Source organism: Pseudomonas sp. FSL R10-1339, assembly GCF_009600545.1.
GTDB lineage: Bacteria > Pseudomonadota > Gammaproteobacteria > Pseudomonadales > Pseudomonadaceae > Aquipseudomonas > Aquipseudomonas bubulae.
This window is the reverse complement of record NZ_WIVQ01000001.1, coordinates 132,477-147,659: the sequence shown is the minus strand read 5'-3', so window position 1 is coordinate 147,659 and position 15,183 is coordinate 132,477. Positions and strand designations below refer to the sequence as shown.

The 15,183-nt window shown below is 59.0% G+C and carries 16 protein-coding genes and 1 pseudogene; 6 read left to right on the top strand and 11 right to left on the bottom strand.

Annotation, left to right across the window (positions count from 1 at the left end; all coding sequences use genetic code 11):
* Nucleotides 1-35: 35 nt before the first annotated feature.
* The 3 genes from GHO03_RS00735 to cysN all read left to right on the top strand — a co-directional run bounded on the left by GHO03_RS00735 (nt 36) and on the right by cysN (nt 3,867).
* Nucleotides 36-794, top strand: coding sequence for a Nif3-like dinuclear metal center hexameric protein (locus GHO03_RS00735; RefSeq protein ID WP_153398850.1), 759 nt, complete (start codon nt 36-38; stop codon nt 792-794).
* A gap of 247 nt (nt 795-1,041) precedes the next feature.
* Nucleotides 1,042-1,959, top strand: a complete 918-nt coding sequence (gene cysD, locus GHO03_RS00730) for a sulfate adenylyltransferase subunit CysD (RefSeq protein WP_095001155.1) — start codon at nt 1,042-1,044, stop codon at nt 1,957-1,959.
* A gap of 9 nt (nt 1,960-1,968) precedes the next feature.
* On the top strand, nt 1,969-3,867 hold the full coding sequence (cysN, locus tag GHO03_RS00725) for a sulfate adenylyltransferase subunit CysN (RefSeq protein WP_153398830.1): 1,899 nt from the start codon (nt 1,969-1,971) through the stop codon (nt 3,865-3,867).
* Between the two features lie 180 nt (nt 3,868-4,047).
* Here the strand turns inward: cysN and GHO03_RS00720 are convergent, their stop codons facing one another.
* From GHO03_RS00720 to GHO03_RS00710, 3 genes and pseudogenes are all read right to left on the bottom strand, one after another.
* A complete protein-coding gene (locus tag GHO03_RS00720) occupies nt 4,048-4,953 on the bottom strand; it encodes an acyltransferase (protein WP_095018235.1) in 906 nt (301 codons plus the stop codon).
* Nucleotides 4,954-7,053, bottom strand: a complete 2,100-nt coding sequence (gene pta / locus GHO03_RS00715; protein ID WP_133144311.1) for a phosphate acetyltransferase — start codon at nt 7,051-7,053, stop codon at nt 4,954-4,956.
* 60 nt (nt 7,054-7,113) lie between these two features.
* A pseudogene (locus tag GHO03_RS00710) lies at nt 7,114-7,421 on the bottom strand (DUF3565 domain-containing protein).
* Between GHO03_RS00710 and GHO03_RS00705 the strand changes: the two are divergent.
* Nucleotides 7,420-7,905, top strand: a complete 486-nt coding sequence (locus GHO03_RS00705) for a peptidylprolyl isomerase (protein ID WP_095001159.1) — start codon at nt 7,420-7,422, stop codon at nt 7,903-7,905. The pseudogene GHO03_RS00710 and the gene GHO03_RS00705 sit on opposite strands and share 2 nt — an antisense overlap.
* Before the next feature lie 135 nt (nt 7,906-8,040).
* The gene (locus GHO03_RS00700; protein WP_095001160.1) at nt 8,041-8,523 is read left to right on the top strand and encodes a glutathione peroxidase; all 483 of its coding nucleotides are present in this window, start codon (nt 8,041-8,043) and stop codon (nt 8,521-8,523) included.
* On the opposite strand, the gene GHO03_RS00695 is transcribed toward GHO03_RS00700, so the two are convergent.
* Nucleotides 8,520-9,710: a glycosyltransferase family 1 protein gene (locus tag GHO03_RS00695; RefSeq protein WP_232527634.1), complete on the bottom strand. Its 1,191-nt coding sequence runs from the start codon at nt 9,708-9,710 to the stop codon at nt 8,520-8,522. The genes GHO03_RS00700 and GHO03_RS00695 overlap by 4 nt on opposite strands.
* A gap of 61 nt (nt 9,711-9,771) precedes the next feature.
* The gene (gene cysZ, locus GHO03_RS00690; protein ID WP_095001162.1) at nt 9,772-10,533 is read right to left on the bottom strand and encodes a sulfate transporter CysZ; all 762 of its coding nucleotides are present in this window, start codon (nt 10,531-10,533) and stop codon (nt 9,772-9,774) included.
* A 311-nt stretch (nt 10,534-10,844) separates the two neighbouring features.
* On the opposite strand from cysZ, the gene trxB reads away from it, so the two are divergent.
* The gene (gene trxB / locus GHO03_RS00685) at nt 10,845-11,807 is read left to right on the top strand and encodes a thioredoxin-disulfide reductase (RefSeq protein ID WP_016781820.1); all 963 of its coding nucleotides are present in this window, start codon (nt 10,845-10,847) and stop codon (nt 11,805-11,807) included.
* Between the two features lie 152 nt (nt 11,808-11,959).
* Here the strand turns inward: trxB and GHO03_RS00680 are convergent, their stop codons facing one another.
* The 6 genes from GHO03_RS00680 to GHO03_RS00655 all read right to left on the bottom strand — a co-directional run bounded on the left by GHO03_RS00680 (nt 11,960) and on the right by GHO03_RS00655 (nt 14,945).
* Nucleotides 11,960-12,301 carry a HopJ type III effector protein gene (locus tag GHO03_RS00680; RefSeq protein WP_095018233.1) on the bottom strand — a complete coding sequence of 114 codons (342 nt, stop codon included), beginning with the start codon at nt 12,299-12,301 and terminating at the stop codon, nt 11,960-11,962.
* Nucleotides 12,294-12,590: a DUF1244 domain-containing protein gene (locus GHO03_RS00675; protein ID WP_095018232.1), complete on the bottom strand. Its 297-nt coding sequence runs from the start codon at nt 12,588-12,590 to the stop codon at nt 12,294-12,296. The genes GHO03_RS00680 and GHO03_RS00675 overlap by 8 nt, the downstream gene beginning before the upstream one ends.
* A 14-nt stretch (nt 12,591-12,604) precedes the next feature.
* Nucleotides 12,605-12,991 (bottom strand): dihydroneopterin triphosphate 2'-epimerase, encoded by a 387-nt coding sequence (gene folX / locus GHO03_RS00670; protein WP_095026602.1) that lies wholly within the window; start codon nt 12,989-12,991, stop codon nt 12,605-12,607.
* Nucleotides 12,991-13,551, bottom strand: coding sequence for a GTP cyclohydrolase I FolE (gene folE / locus GHO03_RS00665; protein ID WP_095001166.1), 561 nt, complete (start codon nt 13,549-13,551; stop codon nt 12,991-12,993). Before folE ends, folX begins: the two co-directional genes overlap by 1 nt.
* Before the next feature lie 25 nt (nt 13,552-13,576).
* Nucleotides 13,577-14,287 carry a dihydromonapterin reductase gene (folM, locus tag GHO03_RS00660; RefSeq protein ID WP_095038771.1) on the bottom strand — a complete coding sequence of 237 codons (711 nt, stop codon included), beginning with the start codon at nt 14,285-14,287 and terminating at the stop codon, nt 13,577-13,579.
* An 88-nt stretch (nt 14,288-14,375) separates the two neighbouring features.
* The gene (locus GHO03_RS00655) at nt 14,376-14,945 is read right to left on the bottom strand and encodes an antibiotic biosynthesis monooxygenase (protein WP_095001168.1); all 570 of its coding nucleotides are present in this window, start codon (nt 14,943-14,945) and stop codon (nt 14,376-14,378) included.
* Nucleotides 14,946-15,183: the final 238 nt, after the last annotated feature.

Here is a 15,183-nt window from a genome sequence, read left to right as displayed (position 1 = left end):
CGCCCGGCTCTGAACGCTATATTTAGGAGTCTTTTATGGCTGTCTCCCTGAGCACGCTGGTAGAAGAGGCAAATCGTTACCTCAACTGTGCCGCCATCGGCGATTACTGCCCCAATGGCTTGCAAGTCGAAGGCCGCCCGCAGGTGATGCGTATAGTCAGTGGCGTGACCGCCAGCCAGGCATTGCTGGATGCCGCAGTCGAGGCCCAGGCTGATCTGGTGCTGGTGCATCACGGCTACTTCTGGAAAGGCGAAGACCCGTGCGTTACCGGTATGAAGCAGCGCCGCCTGAAAACCCTGCTCAAGCACGATATCAGCCTGCTGGCCTACCACTTGCCGCTGGATCTGCATCCAGAAGTGGGCAACAACGTGCAATTGGCCCGGCAGCTGGATATCACCGTCGAAGGTCCGCTGGAACCGGGCAATTCGAAAGTGGTGGGGCTGGTGGGTTCCTTGGCCGAGCCTGTAACGGCCCGCGATTTTGCCCGCCGTGTGCAAGAAGCGCTGGGCCGTGAGCCGTTGCTGATTGAAGGCAGCGAAATGATCCGCCGCGTGGGCTGGTGTACCGGTGGCGGGCAGGGCTTTGTCGATCAGGCGGTACAGGCGGGGGTTGATCTGTATCTGAGTGGCGAAGCGTCAGAGCAGACTTTCCATAGTGCCAGGGAAAACGACATCAGCTTTATTGCCGCAGGCCATCACGCCACCGAACGTTATGGCGTGCAAGCCCTGGGGGATTACCTGGCGCGGCGCTTCGCCCTGGAACACCTGTTTATCGATTGCCCGAATCCGATCTGAGCATTGGAGTTGAACCCTGTGGGAGCGGGCTTGCTCGCGATCGAATCAACGCGTTCTTGCTGTATAACCGCATTGCCTGCATCGCGAGCAAGCCCGCTCCCACATGGAGTAATCGCCCAAACTCCGAGGTCTATTCTTAGACCGTTTCGATCTAGTTGGCGCCATCTATAGAAGAGGGTGCTGTGCTAGCATTCGCCCCTCGAACACGGCCCGCAGGCCGTTCATAAGATAGCTTTCGTGAGTAGCCATGGTCGACAAACTGACGCACCTGAAACAGCTGGAGGCGGAAAGCATCCACATCATCCGCGAGGTGGCCGCCGAGTTCGATAACCCGGTGATGCTGTACTCGATCGGTAAAGATTCCGCCGTGATGCTGCACCTTGCTCGCAAGGCGTTTTTCCCTGGCAAGCTGCCGTTTCCGGTGATGCATGTCGATACCCAGTGGAAATTCCAGGAGATGTACAGCTTTCGCGACAAGATGGTCGCCGAGCTGGGCCTGGACCTGATCACTCACGTCAACCCGGACGGCGTGGCACAAGGGATTAACCCTTTCACCCACGGCAGCGCCAAGCATACCGATATCATGAAGACCGAGGGCCTGAAGCAGGCTCTGGACAAATACGGTTTTGATGCCGCCTTTGGTGGTGCGCGTCGCGATGAAGAAAAATCCCGTGCCAAAGAGCGCGTGTATTCCTTCCGTGACAGCAAGCACCGCTGGGACCCGAAAAATCAGCGGCCCGAGTTGTGGAACGTCTACAACGGCAACGTCAACAAAGGCGAATCGATTCGCGTGTTCCCGTTGTCGAACTGGACCGAGCTGGATATCTGGCAGTACATCTACCTCGAAGGCATCCCGATTGTGCCGCTGTACTTCGCCGCAGAACGCGAAGTGATCGAGAAGAACGGCACGCTGATCATGATCGACGACGAGCGCATCCTTGAGCACCTGTCTGATGAAGACAAGGCGCGTATCGTCAAGAAAAAGGTCCGTTTCCGGACGCTTGGCTGCTACCCGCTGACCGGCGCGGTGGAGTCCGAGGCTGAAACCCTGACCGACATCATCCAGGAAATGCTCCTGACGCGAACTTCCGAGCGCCAGGGCCGAGTCATCGATCACGATGGCGCAGGCTCGATGGAAGATAAAAAACGTCAAGGTTATTTCTAAGGGGTTGTCATGTCGCACGTATCTGATTTGATCAGCGAGGACATCCTCGCCTACCTGGGCCAGCACGAACGCAAAGAAATGCTGCGTTTCCTGACCTGTGGCAACGTCGACGACGGCAAGAGCACCCTGATCGGGCGCTTGCTGCACGACTCCAAGATGATCTACGAAGACCATCTGGAAGCCATTACCCGCGACTCGAAAAAAAGCGGTACCACAGGCGACGATATCGACCTGGCGCTGCTGGTAGACGGCCTGCAAGCTGAGCGCGAGCAGGGTATTACCATCGACGTGGCTTATCGTTATTTCTCCACCGCCAAGCGCAAATTCATCATTGCCGACACCCCTGGCCATGAGCAGTACACCCGCAACATGGCCACCGGTGCATCGACCTGTGACCTGGCGATCATTCTGGTGGATGCCCGTTACGGCGTGCAGACCCAGACCCGTCGCCACAGCTTTATTGCTTCGTTGCTGGGCATCAAGCATATCGTCGTGGCCATCAACAAGATGGACCTCAAGGGTTTCGACGAGGGTGTGTTCGAGTCGATCAAGGCCGACTACCTGAAGTTCGCCGAAGGCTTGAAGATGAAGCCTACCAGCCTGCACTTTGTGCCGATGTCCGCCCTTAAAGGCGACAACGTGGTGAACAAGTCCGAGCGCTCGCCGTGGTACACCGGCCAGTCGCTGATGGAAATCCTCGAAACCGTGGAAGTGGCGGCCGACCGCAACCTCACCGACCTGCGCTTCCCGGTGCAGTACGTGAACCGTCCGAACCTGAACTTCCGTGGTTTTGCCGGTACCCTGGCCAGCGGCATCGTGCACAAGGGCGATGAAATCGTCGTATTGCCGTCGGGCAAGAGCAGCCGGGTCAAATCCATCGTCACCTTTGAAGGTGAGCTGGAACACGCAGGCCCGGGCCAGGCAGTTACGCTGACCATGGAAGACGAGATCGACATCTCCCGTGGCGACCTGTTGGTGCATGCCGACAATGTGCCGCTGGTGACTGACAACTTCGAAGCCATGCTGGTGTGGATGGCTGAAGAGCCGATGCTGCCGGGCAAGAAGTACGACATCAAGCGCGCCACCAGCTATGTACCGGGTTCGATTGCCAGCATCATCAACAAGGTCGATGTGAACACCCTGGAAGAGGGCCCGGCCAGCGCCTTGCAACTGAACGAGATCGGCAAGGTCAAGATCAGCCTCGACGCACCGATCGCCCTGGACGGCTACGCCAGCAACCGCACCACCGGTTCGTTTATCATCATCGACCGTTTGACCAATGGCACTGTCGGTGCCGGGATGATCGTTGCGCAGCCGTTGAGTCATGGCACCGCGACCCATCATGGCAAATTGGCGCATGTGGCGGTTGAAGAGCGTGCCCAGCGCTTTGGCCAGCAGCCAGCCACAGTGCTGTTCAGCGGCCTGTCCGGCGCCGGCAAGAGCACCCTGGCCTATGCAGTTGAGCGCAAGCTGTTCGACATGGGCCGTGCGGTGTTTGTACTCGATGGTCAGAACCTGCGCCATGACCTGAACAAGGGGCTGCCACAGGATCGTGCCGGTCGTACGGAAAACTGGCGTCGTGCCGCTCACGTGGCGCGTCAGTTTAACGAAGCGGGCTTGCTGACATTGGCCGCGTTCGTGGCACCAGATGCCGAAGGCCGTGAACAGGCTAAGGCGCTGATCGGCAGCGACCGTCTGCTTACCGTGTATGTGCAGGCATCCCCGGCCGTATGCGCCGAGCGAGACCCGCAAGGTTTGTATGCGGCGGGTGGCGACAATATTCCGGGTGAGTCCTTCCCGTATGACGTGCCGTTGAATGCCGACCTGGTGGTCGACACGCAAACGCTGTCACTGGAAGAAAGCGTCAAGCAGGTGCTGGACCTGTTGCGTCAACGCGGCGCAATTTAAGCCGCACTAAAAAGCCCGCCACCGAGTGATCGGTGGCGGGCTTTTTGTTGGGCGCTGTATTTTCCCCCAGCCCTCTCCCGAGGGAGAGGGAGCTGATTTGTGGTGTTGTACAGGTCTGCTTTTGCCTTTAGTCCCCTCTCCCTTTGGGAGAGGGTTAGGGTGAGGGGCTTTTGATCTTCTTCACTGTGCCGGATAGTCCCGATGCAACTGCTCCAGCAAGCGGTCCTTCTCTTCCCAGAGCTGGTTGATCCAGCCCTGGAACGCCAGGCGGTACTCCGGGTCCTGGTCGTAGTTCTTGCCCAGGAATTCATCGGGTATTTGCAGCTCTTCAAACACCACGACTACGTCCTTCACATTGCCGCACAACAAGTCCCAGTACCCCGGACGCCCGCCCGGGTAGTGGATGGTCACGTTGACGATTGATTTCAGCTGTTCGCCCATCGCGTCCAGGACGAAGGCGATACCGCCGGCCTTGGGCTTGAGCAGGTAGCGAAACGGCGAGTTCTGTTGCGCATGCTTGGCTTCGGTGAAGCGCGTGCCTTCGACGAAGTTGAAGATGCCCACCGACTGGTTCTTGAATTTGGCGCAGGTCTTGCGCGTAGTTGCCAGGTCAGCGCCTTTCTTTTCCGGGTGCCTGGCCAGGTACGCCTTCGAATAGCGTTTCATAAACGGAAAGCCCAGTGCCCACCACGCCAGGCCAATCACCGGAACCCAGATCAGTTCCTGTTTAAGGAAGAACTTCAGCGGACGGATGCGTTTGTTAAGCACATATTGAAGCACCATGATGTCAACCCAGCTCTGGTGGTTGCTGGTCACCAGATACGAGTGCTCATAGTCCAGCCCTTCAAGGCCTTTGATATGCCAGCGGGTCTTGCGTATCAGGTCCATCCAGCGGTTGTTGTTGCCGACCCAGGCTTCGTGGATCCGGCGCATCAATTCGTCGGTCAGCCGTTGCGCCGCCGGGAACGGCAGGCACAGCTTGAAAATCGCGACGATAAACAACGGCGTGCAACACAGGATGGTGTTGATCGCCAGCAGCAGTGAAGCGATGACGCCGCGTATCGGCGCAGGCAGAAAGTCCAGCATTTACACATCCATAGGTCGGTTGGCGGCTTGAATCGCCGTAAGGGCGATGGTGTAGACGATATCGTCCACTTGTGCGCCGCGAGGCAGATCGTTTACCGGTTTGCGCAGGCCCTGCAGCATCGGCCCCAGGCTGACGCAGTCGGCGCTGCGCTGTACGGCTTTGTGCGTGGTGTTGCCGGTATTGAGGTCGGGGAACACAAATACCGTAGCCCGGCCCGCCACCTGGCTGTTGGGCGCCAGTTGCCTGGCCACCACTTCGTTGGCTGCTGCGTCGTATTGCAACGGGCCGTCGATCAGCAGCGCATGTTGCGCTTCGTGCGCCAGAAGGGTGGCTTCGCGGACTTTTTCGACTTCTTCACCACTGGCCGATTCGCCGCTGGAATAGCTGATCATGGCTACCCGTGGCGTGATGCCGAAGGCAGCGGCAGAGTCGGCACTTTGCAGGGCGATCTCAGCCAGTTCAGTGGCGCTCGGGTGCGGGTTCATGACGCAGTCGCCATACACCAGCACCTGCTCGGGGAACAACATGAAGAACACGGATGACACCAGCGTACAGCCCGGCGCGGTTTTGATCAGTTGCAGGGCAGGGCGGATGGTGTTGGCGGTGGAATGAATCACCCCGGATACCAGACCGTCGACCTCATCCAGAGCCAGCATCATGGTGCCAATCACTACCGGGTCTTCCAGTTGCTGCTCGGCCATCGGCGCGTTGAGGCTTTTGGTTTTGCGCAGGGCCACCATCGGTTCGACGTACCGGCCGCGGATCAGGTCCGGGTCAAGAATCTCCAGTCCTTCGGGCAGTTCAAAACCGTGGGCCTTGGCCACTGCCTGGACTTCTTCGGGCTTGGCCAGCAATACACAACGGGCGATACCGCGTGCCTGGCAAATGGCCGCAGCCTGTACGGTCAGGGGTTCGCTGCCTTCGGGCAGGACAATGCGCTTGTTGGCCTGCTGGGCACGCTGGATCAACTGATAGCGAAAAACTGCAGGGGTGAGGCGCATTTCGCGGGGTGTACCGCAGCGCTGGTGCAGCCAGTGGGCATCGAGGTGGCTGGCGACGAAATCAGTGATGATTTCCGCGCGCTCGCGGTCATCGATGGGAATTTCCTTGTTCAGGCCGTTGAGACGGTTGGCGGTGTCGTACGAGCCGGTACTCACCGACAGCACCGGCAGCCCGGCCTGCAGGGCGCCACGGCAGAGTTCCATCAGGCGTGGGTCGGGCTGGGTGTCGCTGGTCAGCAGCAGGCCGGCCAGCGGGACGCCGTTCATGGCAGCGAGGCTCACGGCCAGGATAATGTCGTCGCGATCTCCCGGGGTGACCACCAGCACGCCCGGTTTGAGCAGTTGCAGGGTGTTGAGCACCGTGCGTGCGCAGAGGATGATTTTCGACATGCGACGGGTTTCATAGTCCCCGGCATTGAGCACCTGGGCTCCCAGCAATTCGGCCACATCGCGGGTGCGTGGAGCATTCAGCTCGGGCTGAAAGGGAATGCAGCCCAGTAACTTGAAGTCACCACTGCGCAGCAGCGGCGAATGCTCTTTGAGGCGTGCCGCAAAAGCGTCCATGCTTTCGTCGGTGCGCACCTTGTTGAGGATCACGCCCAGCACTTTCGGGTCTTTTGGCCCGCCAAACAGCTGGGCCTGCAACTCCACCCGACCCGACAGCTCGGTCAGCACTTCGTTTTCCGGGGCCGAGACCAGGATCACTTCAGCATCCAGGCTCTTGGCCAGGTGCAGGTTGACCCGTGCCGCGTAGCTGGCCGTGCGGGTGGGCACCATGCCTTCGACAATCAGCACGTCCTTGCCGATGGCCGCTTGTTGATAGAGGTTGATGATTTCTTCGAGCAACTCATCGAGCTGGCCGTCACCCAGCATGCGCTCGACATGGGCCAGGCCCAGCGGGGTAGGCGGCTTGAGGCCGTGGGTGCGGGCCACCAGTTCAGTGGAGCGCTCCGGCCCCAAATCCCCCGGGTGCGGCTGGGCAATGGGCTTGAAAAACCCGACTTTAAGCCCGGCGCGCTCAAGAGTGCGAACCAGGCCCAGGCTAATGGATGTCAGACCCACACCAAAATCGGTGGGCGCGATAAAGAAAGTTTGCATGCGAGCTTCCTGACGTGGCAGTGCAAGGGCAACACCCTTCAAACGGGGCTTGTGCCTGAATCAATTGCCAAGATTAGCGCTATCCGCCTCTTGAGCACACCAGCCACAGGCAAAGGGCTGGCCTATTTTGGCCTGGCGTTGCCCGGGATCAAGCACCCACGGCCGGGATTGCCAGGGCGGTTGATGGCGCTGGTGCTGTGTGTGGCCACAGGAGAGCACGGCAACCCAGTGCTGCTCCTCATCCTGACGCCAGCCAATGATCGTTGAAGTTTTCAAAATTATCCGTTGGTCTTGGTTGTGTTCGCTTTCGGGCGATTGCTTGGTTAAACTTGCGAACTCATTATTTTTTGCAAAAGGTCTCGCCCCATGACGATCGCCGCTAACAAGGCTGTCTCCATCGACTATACCCTGACCAACGACGCTGGTGAGGTCATCGACAGCTCCGCCGGCGGCGCGCCGCTGGTTTACCTGCAAGGCGCTGGCAACATCATCCCGGGTCTGGAAAAGGCTCTGGTTGGCAAGGCCGTCGGTGACGAGCTGGACGTTACCGTTGAGCCGGAAGACGCGTACGGCGAGTACTCCGCCGAACTGGTCAGCACCTTGAGCAGCAGCATGTTCGAAGGCGTTGACCAACTGGAAGTTGGCATGCAGTTCCACGCTTCGGCGCCGGACGGCCAAATGCAGATCGTGACCATCCGTGACCTGGACGGCGACGACGTGACTGTAGACGGTAACCACCCACTGGCTGGTCAGCGTCTGAACTTCAAGGTCAAGGTTGTGGCCATCCGTGACGCGAGCGAAGAAGAAATCGCTCACGGCCACGTACACGGTGAAGGCGGTCATCAGCACTGACAAGTGCTGCTACGCTCACATGAGAGCTAGCCAGGAAAGGCGCCTACGGGCGCCTTTTTGCATCCTGGATTATGAGGGCAATCGGCAGGCTGAACGATTGTTTGAATGTGGATACGGGAATTTTTGGAGTCCGTCATGAGTGCATTTCACGAACTTACCCTGGACGCGCTGGATGGCAAGCCGCTGCCGCTGGAGACTTTTAAAGGCAAAGTGGTGCTGGTAGTGAATGTCGCCTCCAAGTGCGGTTTGACCCCTCAGTACGCAGCCCTGGAAAACCTCTACCAGCAATTCAAGGGCAAGGGCTTCAGCGTTCTAGGCGTGCCATGCAATCAGTTCGCCGGGCAGGAACCGGGGAGCGAGCAGGATATCCAGGCATTTTGCAGCCTCAACTACGGCGTCACTTTCCCTCTGAGCAGCAAGCTTGAGGTCAACGGGCCTGACCGCCATCAGCTTTATCGGTTGCTGGCAGGCGAGGGCGCCGAATTTGAAGGGGAAATTACCTGGAACTTCGAGAAGTTTCTGGTTGGCAAGGATGGCCGGGTATTGGCGCGTTTCTCACCGCGTACCGCCCCAGACGATGCCACGGTCATTCAGGCCATTGAGAAGTCCCTGGCCTAAGGCTTTTTTACGGTCATCGGAACCGGCACCGGGGCTGCGTATTCGCGGCCCTGGCGAGCCTGCTGCAACTGGTTTTCGAACTGCTCGACAATCCCCGTCCAGCTTTGCCGACTGGCATGGCAGCGGGCATTGAGGCGCAGGGTGCGCAAGGTTTCCGGGTCATCAAGCAGCCAGCAGGCGGCTTCGATCCAGGCGTATTCATCCCCCGGCATGGCCAGTACGCCGTTGTAGCCATGACGAATATGCAAGCCGGCAGCAGCCTCGTCATAGGCCACCACTCCCAGGCCTGAAGCCTGGGCTTCGAGCACCACGTTGCCGAAGGTTTCGCTCAGGCTGGGAAACAAAAACACGTCACCGGATGCGTAATGGCACGCTAGCGCTTCGCCAGACTGCTGCCCGCAAAAAATGGCCTCAGGCAACGAGGCTTCCAGTGAGGCACGTTTTGAGCCGTTGCCCACCACGATCAATTTGAAGCGGCGTGCGGGATAACGGGCTTGTAGTTCATCGAAACAGCGCTTGAGTGCGTCCAGATTTTTTTCCGGTGCCAAGCGTCCTACATACAACAGGGCAATATCGTTTTCTCTGAGCCCCCAACTCTGGCGCAAGGCATTCTGACGTTTTGCCGGGCTGAACAGCTGGCTATCGACGCCACGGGGCAGCAGCTCCAGGCGTTCAAAATGCCTGCGCTCAAGTTCTACGCGTTGGCTGGCACTGGGCACCAGGGTCATTGCCGAGCGGTTGTGAAACCCGCGCAGGTAGTGAGTCAGCGCCCGGGTAAACAGGGTCAGGCCATGCTGGCGCAAGTACTGCTGAAAATTGGTATGAAAGCCGGTGACCGCGGTAATGCCGAGGCGTCGGGCAACCCTGAGTGCGCACAGCCCCAGGGGCCCCTCTGTGGCGATATAAACCACGTCAGGGGGGTGCTGGCACCAGCGCCTGGTCAGGCGATGGGTGGAGGTCAGGCCCCATTGCAGGCCGGGATAACCGGGCAGCGGCCAACCGCGGCAGAGCATCAGGTCGTCGCTGCTGCGCTGATTGCCATCGGCGCTCTGGCGTGGGCGTATCAGTTGCACGCGGTGGTTGCGGGCGCGCAAGCCATCGCACAGGTGGCCAAGGGTATTGGCCACGCCATTGATTTCAGGGGCGAAGGTTTCGGTAACAAGTGCGATATGAAGGGCTGTGGTCATGACCCCAGTGTGCGTTGGGGTCATGACGTCAATGTGTCACGGTGATGATGGAATGATGAAGTCAGCGGCTGCGGTTGGCGGCTGCCAGCGCTTCATCGCCACGCTCGCGCACCCAGAACAGGGTTGCACCGGCAACGGCTGCGGGCATCATCAGGATATTGACCACCGGGATCAGCAGCACCAGATAGACGATGCCGCCAAAACTCATGCTCTGCCAGCGTTTTTCGCGCAGCCAGGCGAGCATCTCGTTCCAGCCCAGCTTGTGGTTGTCGGCCGGGTAGTCGATGTACTGGATGGCCATCATCCAGATCCCGAACAGCAGCCACAGCGGTGCCGCGATCAGGTTGAGCACCGGAATAAACGAGAGGATCAGCAGGGCAATGGCCCGCGGCAGAAAGTAGCCCAGCTTGCGCATTTCACGGGCCAGGGTGCGCGGCACCATGGCGGCCAGTTCGCCCCAGCTGAAAGGTGGCGAATTATCGACCCCGCGCACCACGGCTTCGACCTTCTCCGAGAGAAAACCGTTAAATGGCGCGGCGATGATGTTGGCCAGCATGGTGAAGGTGAAAAACACCATCAACGCCACCAGCACCACGAACAGTGGCCACAACACGTAGTTGAGGAAACCGAGCCAGTTGGGCAGGGTCGGCATCAAGGTATCGACCCAGAGGCTGAACTGATGCCCGGCGAAATAAATCAATCCGACGAACAGCACCAGATTGATCAGTAACGGCAGCAGCACGAACAGGCGCAAGCCTGGGCTGAGGATCAACTTAAGGCCCTCACGCAGGTACTGCGGGCCAGAGAGAACAGGGGCGGGCATAGCGTGCTCCGAACAGTGGAAAACCGGGCGACCTTAGCGGCTTTGTCCGCAGGACGAAAGCCTTGTCGCAGTATCGACAATAACTGTAACAAAGCCGTCTAAAATCGACTTCGACTACATAGAGACCTGCTATGAGCTGGATTGTTAATGCGTATTTCCTTACTCTCTGCGGCCTCTATATGCTTCACCCATATTTTTCAGGATCTGCGCGTTGCAGGCATAGCCTGGGCAGGTTTACGGTTTCTTTTTATTCCAGCCGGTAAAGCGGCGTTCCGACCCGGTTTCAATGCGGGCGGTCATAGGAGTGAGTCATGTCTGAAGTACGTCATTCGCGTGTGATTATTCTGGGTTCCGGCCCTGCCGGTTACAGCGCCGCTGTCTATGCGGCCCGCGCCAACCTCAAACCACTGCTGATCACGGGCATGCAGGCTGGCGGTCAACTGACCACCACCACCGAAGTCGACAACTGGCCCGGTGATGTTCACGGCCTGACCGGCCCGGCCTTGATGGAACGCATGCGTGAGCATGCCGAGCGTTTCGAGACGGAAATCATTTTCGACCACATCAATGAAGTGGACCTGAAAAACCGTCCGTTCACCCTCAAGGGTGACAGCGGTACGTTCACCTGCGACGCACTGATCATCGCTACCGGCGCCAGCGCCCGTTATCTGGGCTTGCCGTCGGAAGAGGCATTCATGGGCAAAGGCGTTTCTGCCTGTGCGACCTGTGACGGTTTCTTCTACCGCAACAAGCCTGTTGCTGTAGTGGGTGGTGGTAACACCGCGGTTGAAGAGGCCCTGTACCTGGCCAATATCGCCAGCAAAGTAACCCTGGTTCACCGTCGCGAAACCTTCCGCGCCGAGAAGATCCTGATCGACAAGCTGCACGCCCGTGTTGCTGAAGGCAAGATCGAACTCAAGCTGAATGCGACCCTGGACGAAGTGCTGGGCGACAACATGGGTGTGACCGGTGCCCGCCTGAAGAACAACGACGGCAGCTTTGACGAGCTGAAAGTCGATGGCGTATTTATCGCCATCGGCCACACACCGAACACTTCGTTGTTCGAAGGCCAGCTTGAGCTTAAAGACGGCTACATGGTTGTGCAGGGCGGCCGTGAAGGCAACGCTACTGCGACCAGCGTTGAAGGCGTGTTTGCTGCGGGCGACGTGGCGGACCACGTTTATCGTCAGGCCATCACCTCGGCTGGCGCCGGTTGCATGGCAGCGCTGGACACCGAGCGCTACCTGGACGGCCTGCAGAACGCCCAGTTCTGATAGCCTGCCTCAACAAAAAAACCGGCCTTGGCCGGTTTTTTTGTGTCTGCCCTGTGGGAGCGGGCTTGCTCGCGATGGGATCGCAGCGGTGTAACTAAAAAAAATCGGCGCCTGCATCGCGAGCAAGCCCGCTCCCACGATGAGTTGCAGTATTAAGCCTTGCGCGTAAGCGGCTGGGCTTCGAACTTGACCCCGGCCAGGCCGTGGGCAATCAGTGCGCGAATGTTGCTGTGGTCTGTGCCTTCAGGCGTGGCCAGTACCGAGCGGTAGTGTTCGCCGAAAGCCAGCAGGGTTTCCTGGTCGCTCAAACCTTCCAGCAGGGCCAGGCCCAGGGTCTTGCACGAACCTTCATTTTGCCCTGCAGCGTTTTCCACACCGCCGTTGATGAAGCTCTGAGGCTGGTAATCGTAGTGCGCGCCAATAAACGCCAGGGTATCGGCAAAAACGTGCTCGCCGCTGTTGAGGCTGGCGCGCAGGGTGTTCAAATCAGTCATGCTTTTTTCCTTGGGTGAACGCCGCCGTCTGTTCGGCGCTGGCTTCTTTCTGGTACTGGGCTTTCCACTCGGCATACGGCATGCCGTAGACCACTTCGCGTGCGTCATCGAGGCTGATGGCGATCTGGCGCTCGTCTGCTGCGGCCTTGTACCACTTGGACAGGCAATTGCGGCAAAAACCCGAGAGGTTCATCAGGTCTATGTTTTGCACGTCCTTGCGGCTGTCCAGGTGCGCGACAAGGCGGCGAAAGGCGGCTGCCTCCAGTTCAAGCTGTTCTTGAGGTGTCATGGGGTTCACCGGGGTTATGAGGTTGCAGACTGACGGCTCGCCGCCAGTGTAATCGACACCGATTCGGCAAAGCGCAGCGCGTGCGGTTTGTCGACTTCGACTTCGGCATACAGTACCGCGTCGTTGGCCATCACCAGATCCAGCAACTCCTGGGTCAGGCGCTCAAGCAGGGCGAAGCGGTTCTCTTCGACATGCTGGATCACGGCCTTGGTGATGGTGCGGTAATTGAGCGCGTGGTCGATATCGTTATCGCGCACCGCCTCCTGCGCCGCGTAGAGGATGGTGAGGTTGATCAACACATCCTGCTTGTTGAGGATTTCTTCCTCATTGATGCCGATATAGGTACGCAGGCACAAGTCCTTGACGCGAATACGGGCCATTCCTGGCTGAAGTTGTGGCATTACGACTTGCTCCGTCCAATCAGTTGCAAGAACTCCATGCGGGTGCTCGGTTCGCGGAAGGCGCCGAGCATGACCGAGGTGTTCATGGTCGAATTCTGTTTTTCTACGCCGCGCATCATCATGCACATATGCTGGGCTTCGATCACCACGGCCACACCGGCAGCCTGGGTGACGCTTTCGATGGCGTCCGCGATTTCCCGGGTGAGGTTTTCCTGGATCTGCAGGCGCCGGGCAAACATGTCGACAATGCGGGCGATTTTCGACAGCCCCAGTACCTTGCCCGTCGGTATATAGGCCACATGGGCCTTGCCGATAAAGGGCAGCAGGTGATGCTCGCACAATGAGTACAGCTCGATATTGGCCACGATCACCATTTCGTCACTGTCAGAGGCGAAGAGGGCGCCGTTGACGATTTTCTCCACGCTCTGCTCGTAGCCATGACACAGGTATTGCATGGCTTTGGCGGCGCGTTTGGGGGTGTCGAGCAGGCCTTCGCGCTCAGGGTCTTCGCCTAAACCAATAAGAATCTCGCGGTAATGCTCAGGCAGTGATGCGCTCATCTAAGTACTTCCTCGCGGGGCGGCATTATTTTAAATGCCGGCCGCCGTTGACGGTCAGGGTGGTGCCGGTCACATACGGGTTGTCCAGCAGATAGCGCAGGCTGCGGTAAATCACCTCGGCGCCGGGCTCGATGCCCAGCACGGATTTGGCCAGCGCTTTGGTGCGGTACGCCGCATCGTCGTCGGGGTTGAACATCAGCAAGGCCGGGGCGATACCGTTGACTTTGATCTGTGGCGCCAGTTTAGCCGCGAATGACAGGGTCAGGCTGTCGAGCCCGGCTTTGGTTGCGCAATAGGCCATATGCTTGCTGCTGCCCTTGCGTGTTACATCATCGCTGATATGCACAATATCTGCAGGGTTCGAGCGTTTGAGCAGCTCGCTGCAATGCAGGTTGATCAGATATGGCGCGAGCATATGCACGCTGAACATGTGCAAAAAGGCGCTGGTTTCTGTCTGTGGGGTTTCTTCCAGCCAGGCCGAGGCGTTGTGGACAATCGCCCGCAAGCTGTCGGTGTGTATTTTCAGCCGTTCGATAAAATCGAGAATGCCGGCTTCGGTCGAAAAGTCGGCAAACAGCGCAATGGCACCCAGGTCGCGGAGAATTTGCACGCCGGGTTTTTCACTGCGATAGGTGAAAATCACCGGATAGCCGTCGGCCAGCAGCTGCTGCGCACAATGCAGGCCAACGCGCTGGCCTGCGCCAGTGATCAGAATCGGTGCGGTAGAAGTGGGCATGACGTACTCGGTGCACAAAAGCCGGAAACAGTCGCGGCGCATTGGCAAAACTATACCAGTGTCCGCGACCTGACGGCCAAGCCCGAGATTAGTGGCGCGGTGTCGCGATAGCGCTGCGCAGGGGTTTGCCTGGGGTGCTGTGCAGCCAACCTGCCAGCAAGTGGGTAGAGAGTGGAATAAACAGGTAAACCATCAGCGGCGTCAGGGCCAGGGTACTGACCAGTACCCGTGGCAACAGGGCTAACTCGCCGAGCAAGGGGGCGCATACAAAGTTGAACAGGAGTGAGACCGGGAAGAACGCCAGCCAGATGGCGACTGCCTGCTTCCAGCGGGGCGGTCTTTGCCCGGTATTGCCGAACCAGCCGTCGATGCCGCTGACCCGGTGCTCGGAAGGGTTGGCGAACAGGTCGCTGCCACGCAGCAACCAGGCCTTGCGCGAGACGGAGTGCTCCCAGGCATGCAAGGTGGATTCGTCGGCAAAGCGGAAGATGATTTGAAATTCGTCGTCGCCCGGTGGCGGCGCCAGAACGCCCGAGCCCAGGTAGCCGGCAAAGTCCGTGGCCAGCTGTTCGCCTTCGTGCAGCCAGGCGATCAGTTCCTGGTAGCGGCCTTTGGCGACACGGCGCGCAACCATCAATGTGACAGGGGAGGTAGACATTGTGTATCTCCATGAGGCTGATGCTGCCCGGGTAGGGCAATCACAAAACACGGCGCCGGGGTGGTGGGCCATGTCCGTAAAAACAAGCAAGGATTGTTCCTGAATACACACAGCGCCGTTTGTGGGAGCGGGCATCACCGCGCTCACCTGACAGACCGCGTGGCCTGCACCGCGAGCAAGCCCGCTCCCACAGGGTCTGGATTGACGGGTAGAATCCAGTCACCCTTTCTGATTGTTG

What these genes read in the sequence shown, in the direction of transcription:
- GHO03_RS00680 (WP_095018233.1), bottom strand. Translation starts at nt 12,301, where the DNA reads ATGACTGATTTGAACACCCTGCGCGCCAGCCTCAACAGCGGCGAGCAC.
- pta (WP_133144311.1), bottom strand. Translation starts at nt 7,053, where the DNA reads ATGCAAACTTTCTTTATCGCGCCCACCGATTTTGGTGTGGGTCTGACA.
- GHO03_RS00705 (WP_095001159.1), top strand. Translation starts at nt 7,420, where the DNA reads ATGACGATCGCCGCTAACAAGGCTGTCTCCATCGACTATACCCTGACC.
- trxB (WP_016781820.1), top strand. Translation starts at nt 10,845, where the DNA reads ATGTCTGAAGTACGTCATTCGCGTGTGATTATTCTGGGTTCCGGCCCT.
- folM (WP_095038771.1), bottom strand. Translation starts at nt 14,287, where the DNA reads ATGCCCACTTCTACCGCACCGATTCTGATCACTGGCGCAGGCCAGCGC.
- GHO03_RS00695 (WP_232527634.1), bottom strand. Translation starts at nt 9,710, where the DNA reads ATGACCACAGCCCTTCATATCGCACTTGTTACCGAAACCTTCGCCCCT.
- GHO03_RS00675 (WP_095018232.1), bottom strand. Translation starts at nt 12,590, where the DNA reads ATGACACCTCAAGAACAGCTTGAACTGGAGGCAGCCGCCTTTCGCCGC.
- GHO03_RS00655 (WP_095001168.1), bottom strand. Translation starts at nt 14,945, where the DNA reads ATGTCTACCTCCCCTGTCACATTGATGGTTGCGCGCCGTGTCGCCAAA.
- folE (WP_095001166.1), bottom strand. Translation starts at nt 13,551, where the DNA reads ATGAGCGCATCACTGCCTGAGCATTACCGCGAGATTCTTATTGGTTTA.
- folX (WP_095026602.1), bottom strand. Translation starts at nt 12,991, where the DNA reads ATGCCACAACTTCAGCCAGGAATGGCCCGTATTCGCGTCAAGGACTTG.
- GHO03_RS00720 (WP_095018235.1), bottom strand. Translation starts at nt 4,953, where the DNA reads ATGCTGGACTTTCTGCCTGCGCCGATACGCGGCGTCATCGCTTCACTG.
- cysZ (WP_095001162.1), bottom strand. Translation starts at nt 10,533, where the DNA reads ATGCCCGCCCCTGTTCTCTCTGGCCCGCAGTACCTGCGTGAGGGCCTT.
- GHO03_RS00735 (WP_153398850.1), top strand. Translation starts at nt 36, where the DNA reads ATGGCTGTCTCCCTGAGCACGCTGGTAGAAGAGGCAAATCGTTACCTC.
- cysN (WP_153398830.1), top strand. Translation starts at nt 1,969, where the DNA reads ATGTCGCACGTATCTGATTTGATCAGCGAGGACATCCTCGCCTACCTG.
- GHO03_RS00700 (WP_095001160.1), top strand. Translation starts at nt 8,041, where the DNA reads ATGAGTGCATTTCACGAACTTACCCTGGACGCGCTGGATGGCAAGCCG.
- cysD (WP_095001155.1), top strand. Translation starts at nt 1,042, where the DNA reads ATGGTCGACAAACTGACGCACCTGAAACAGCTGGAGGCGGAAAGCATC.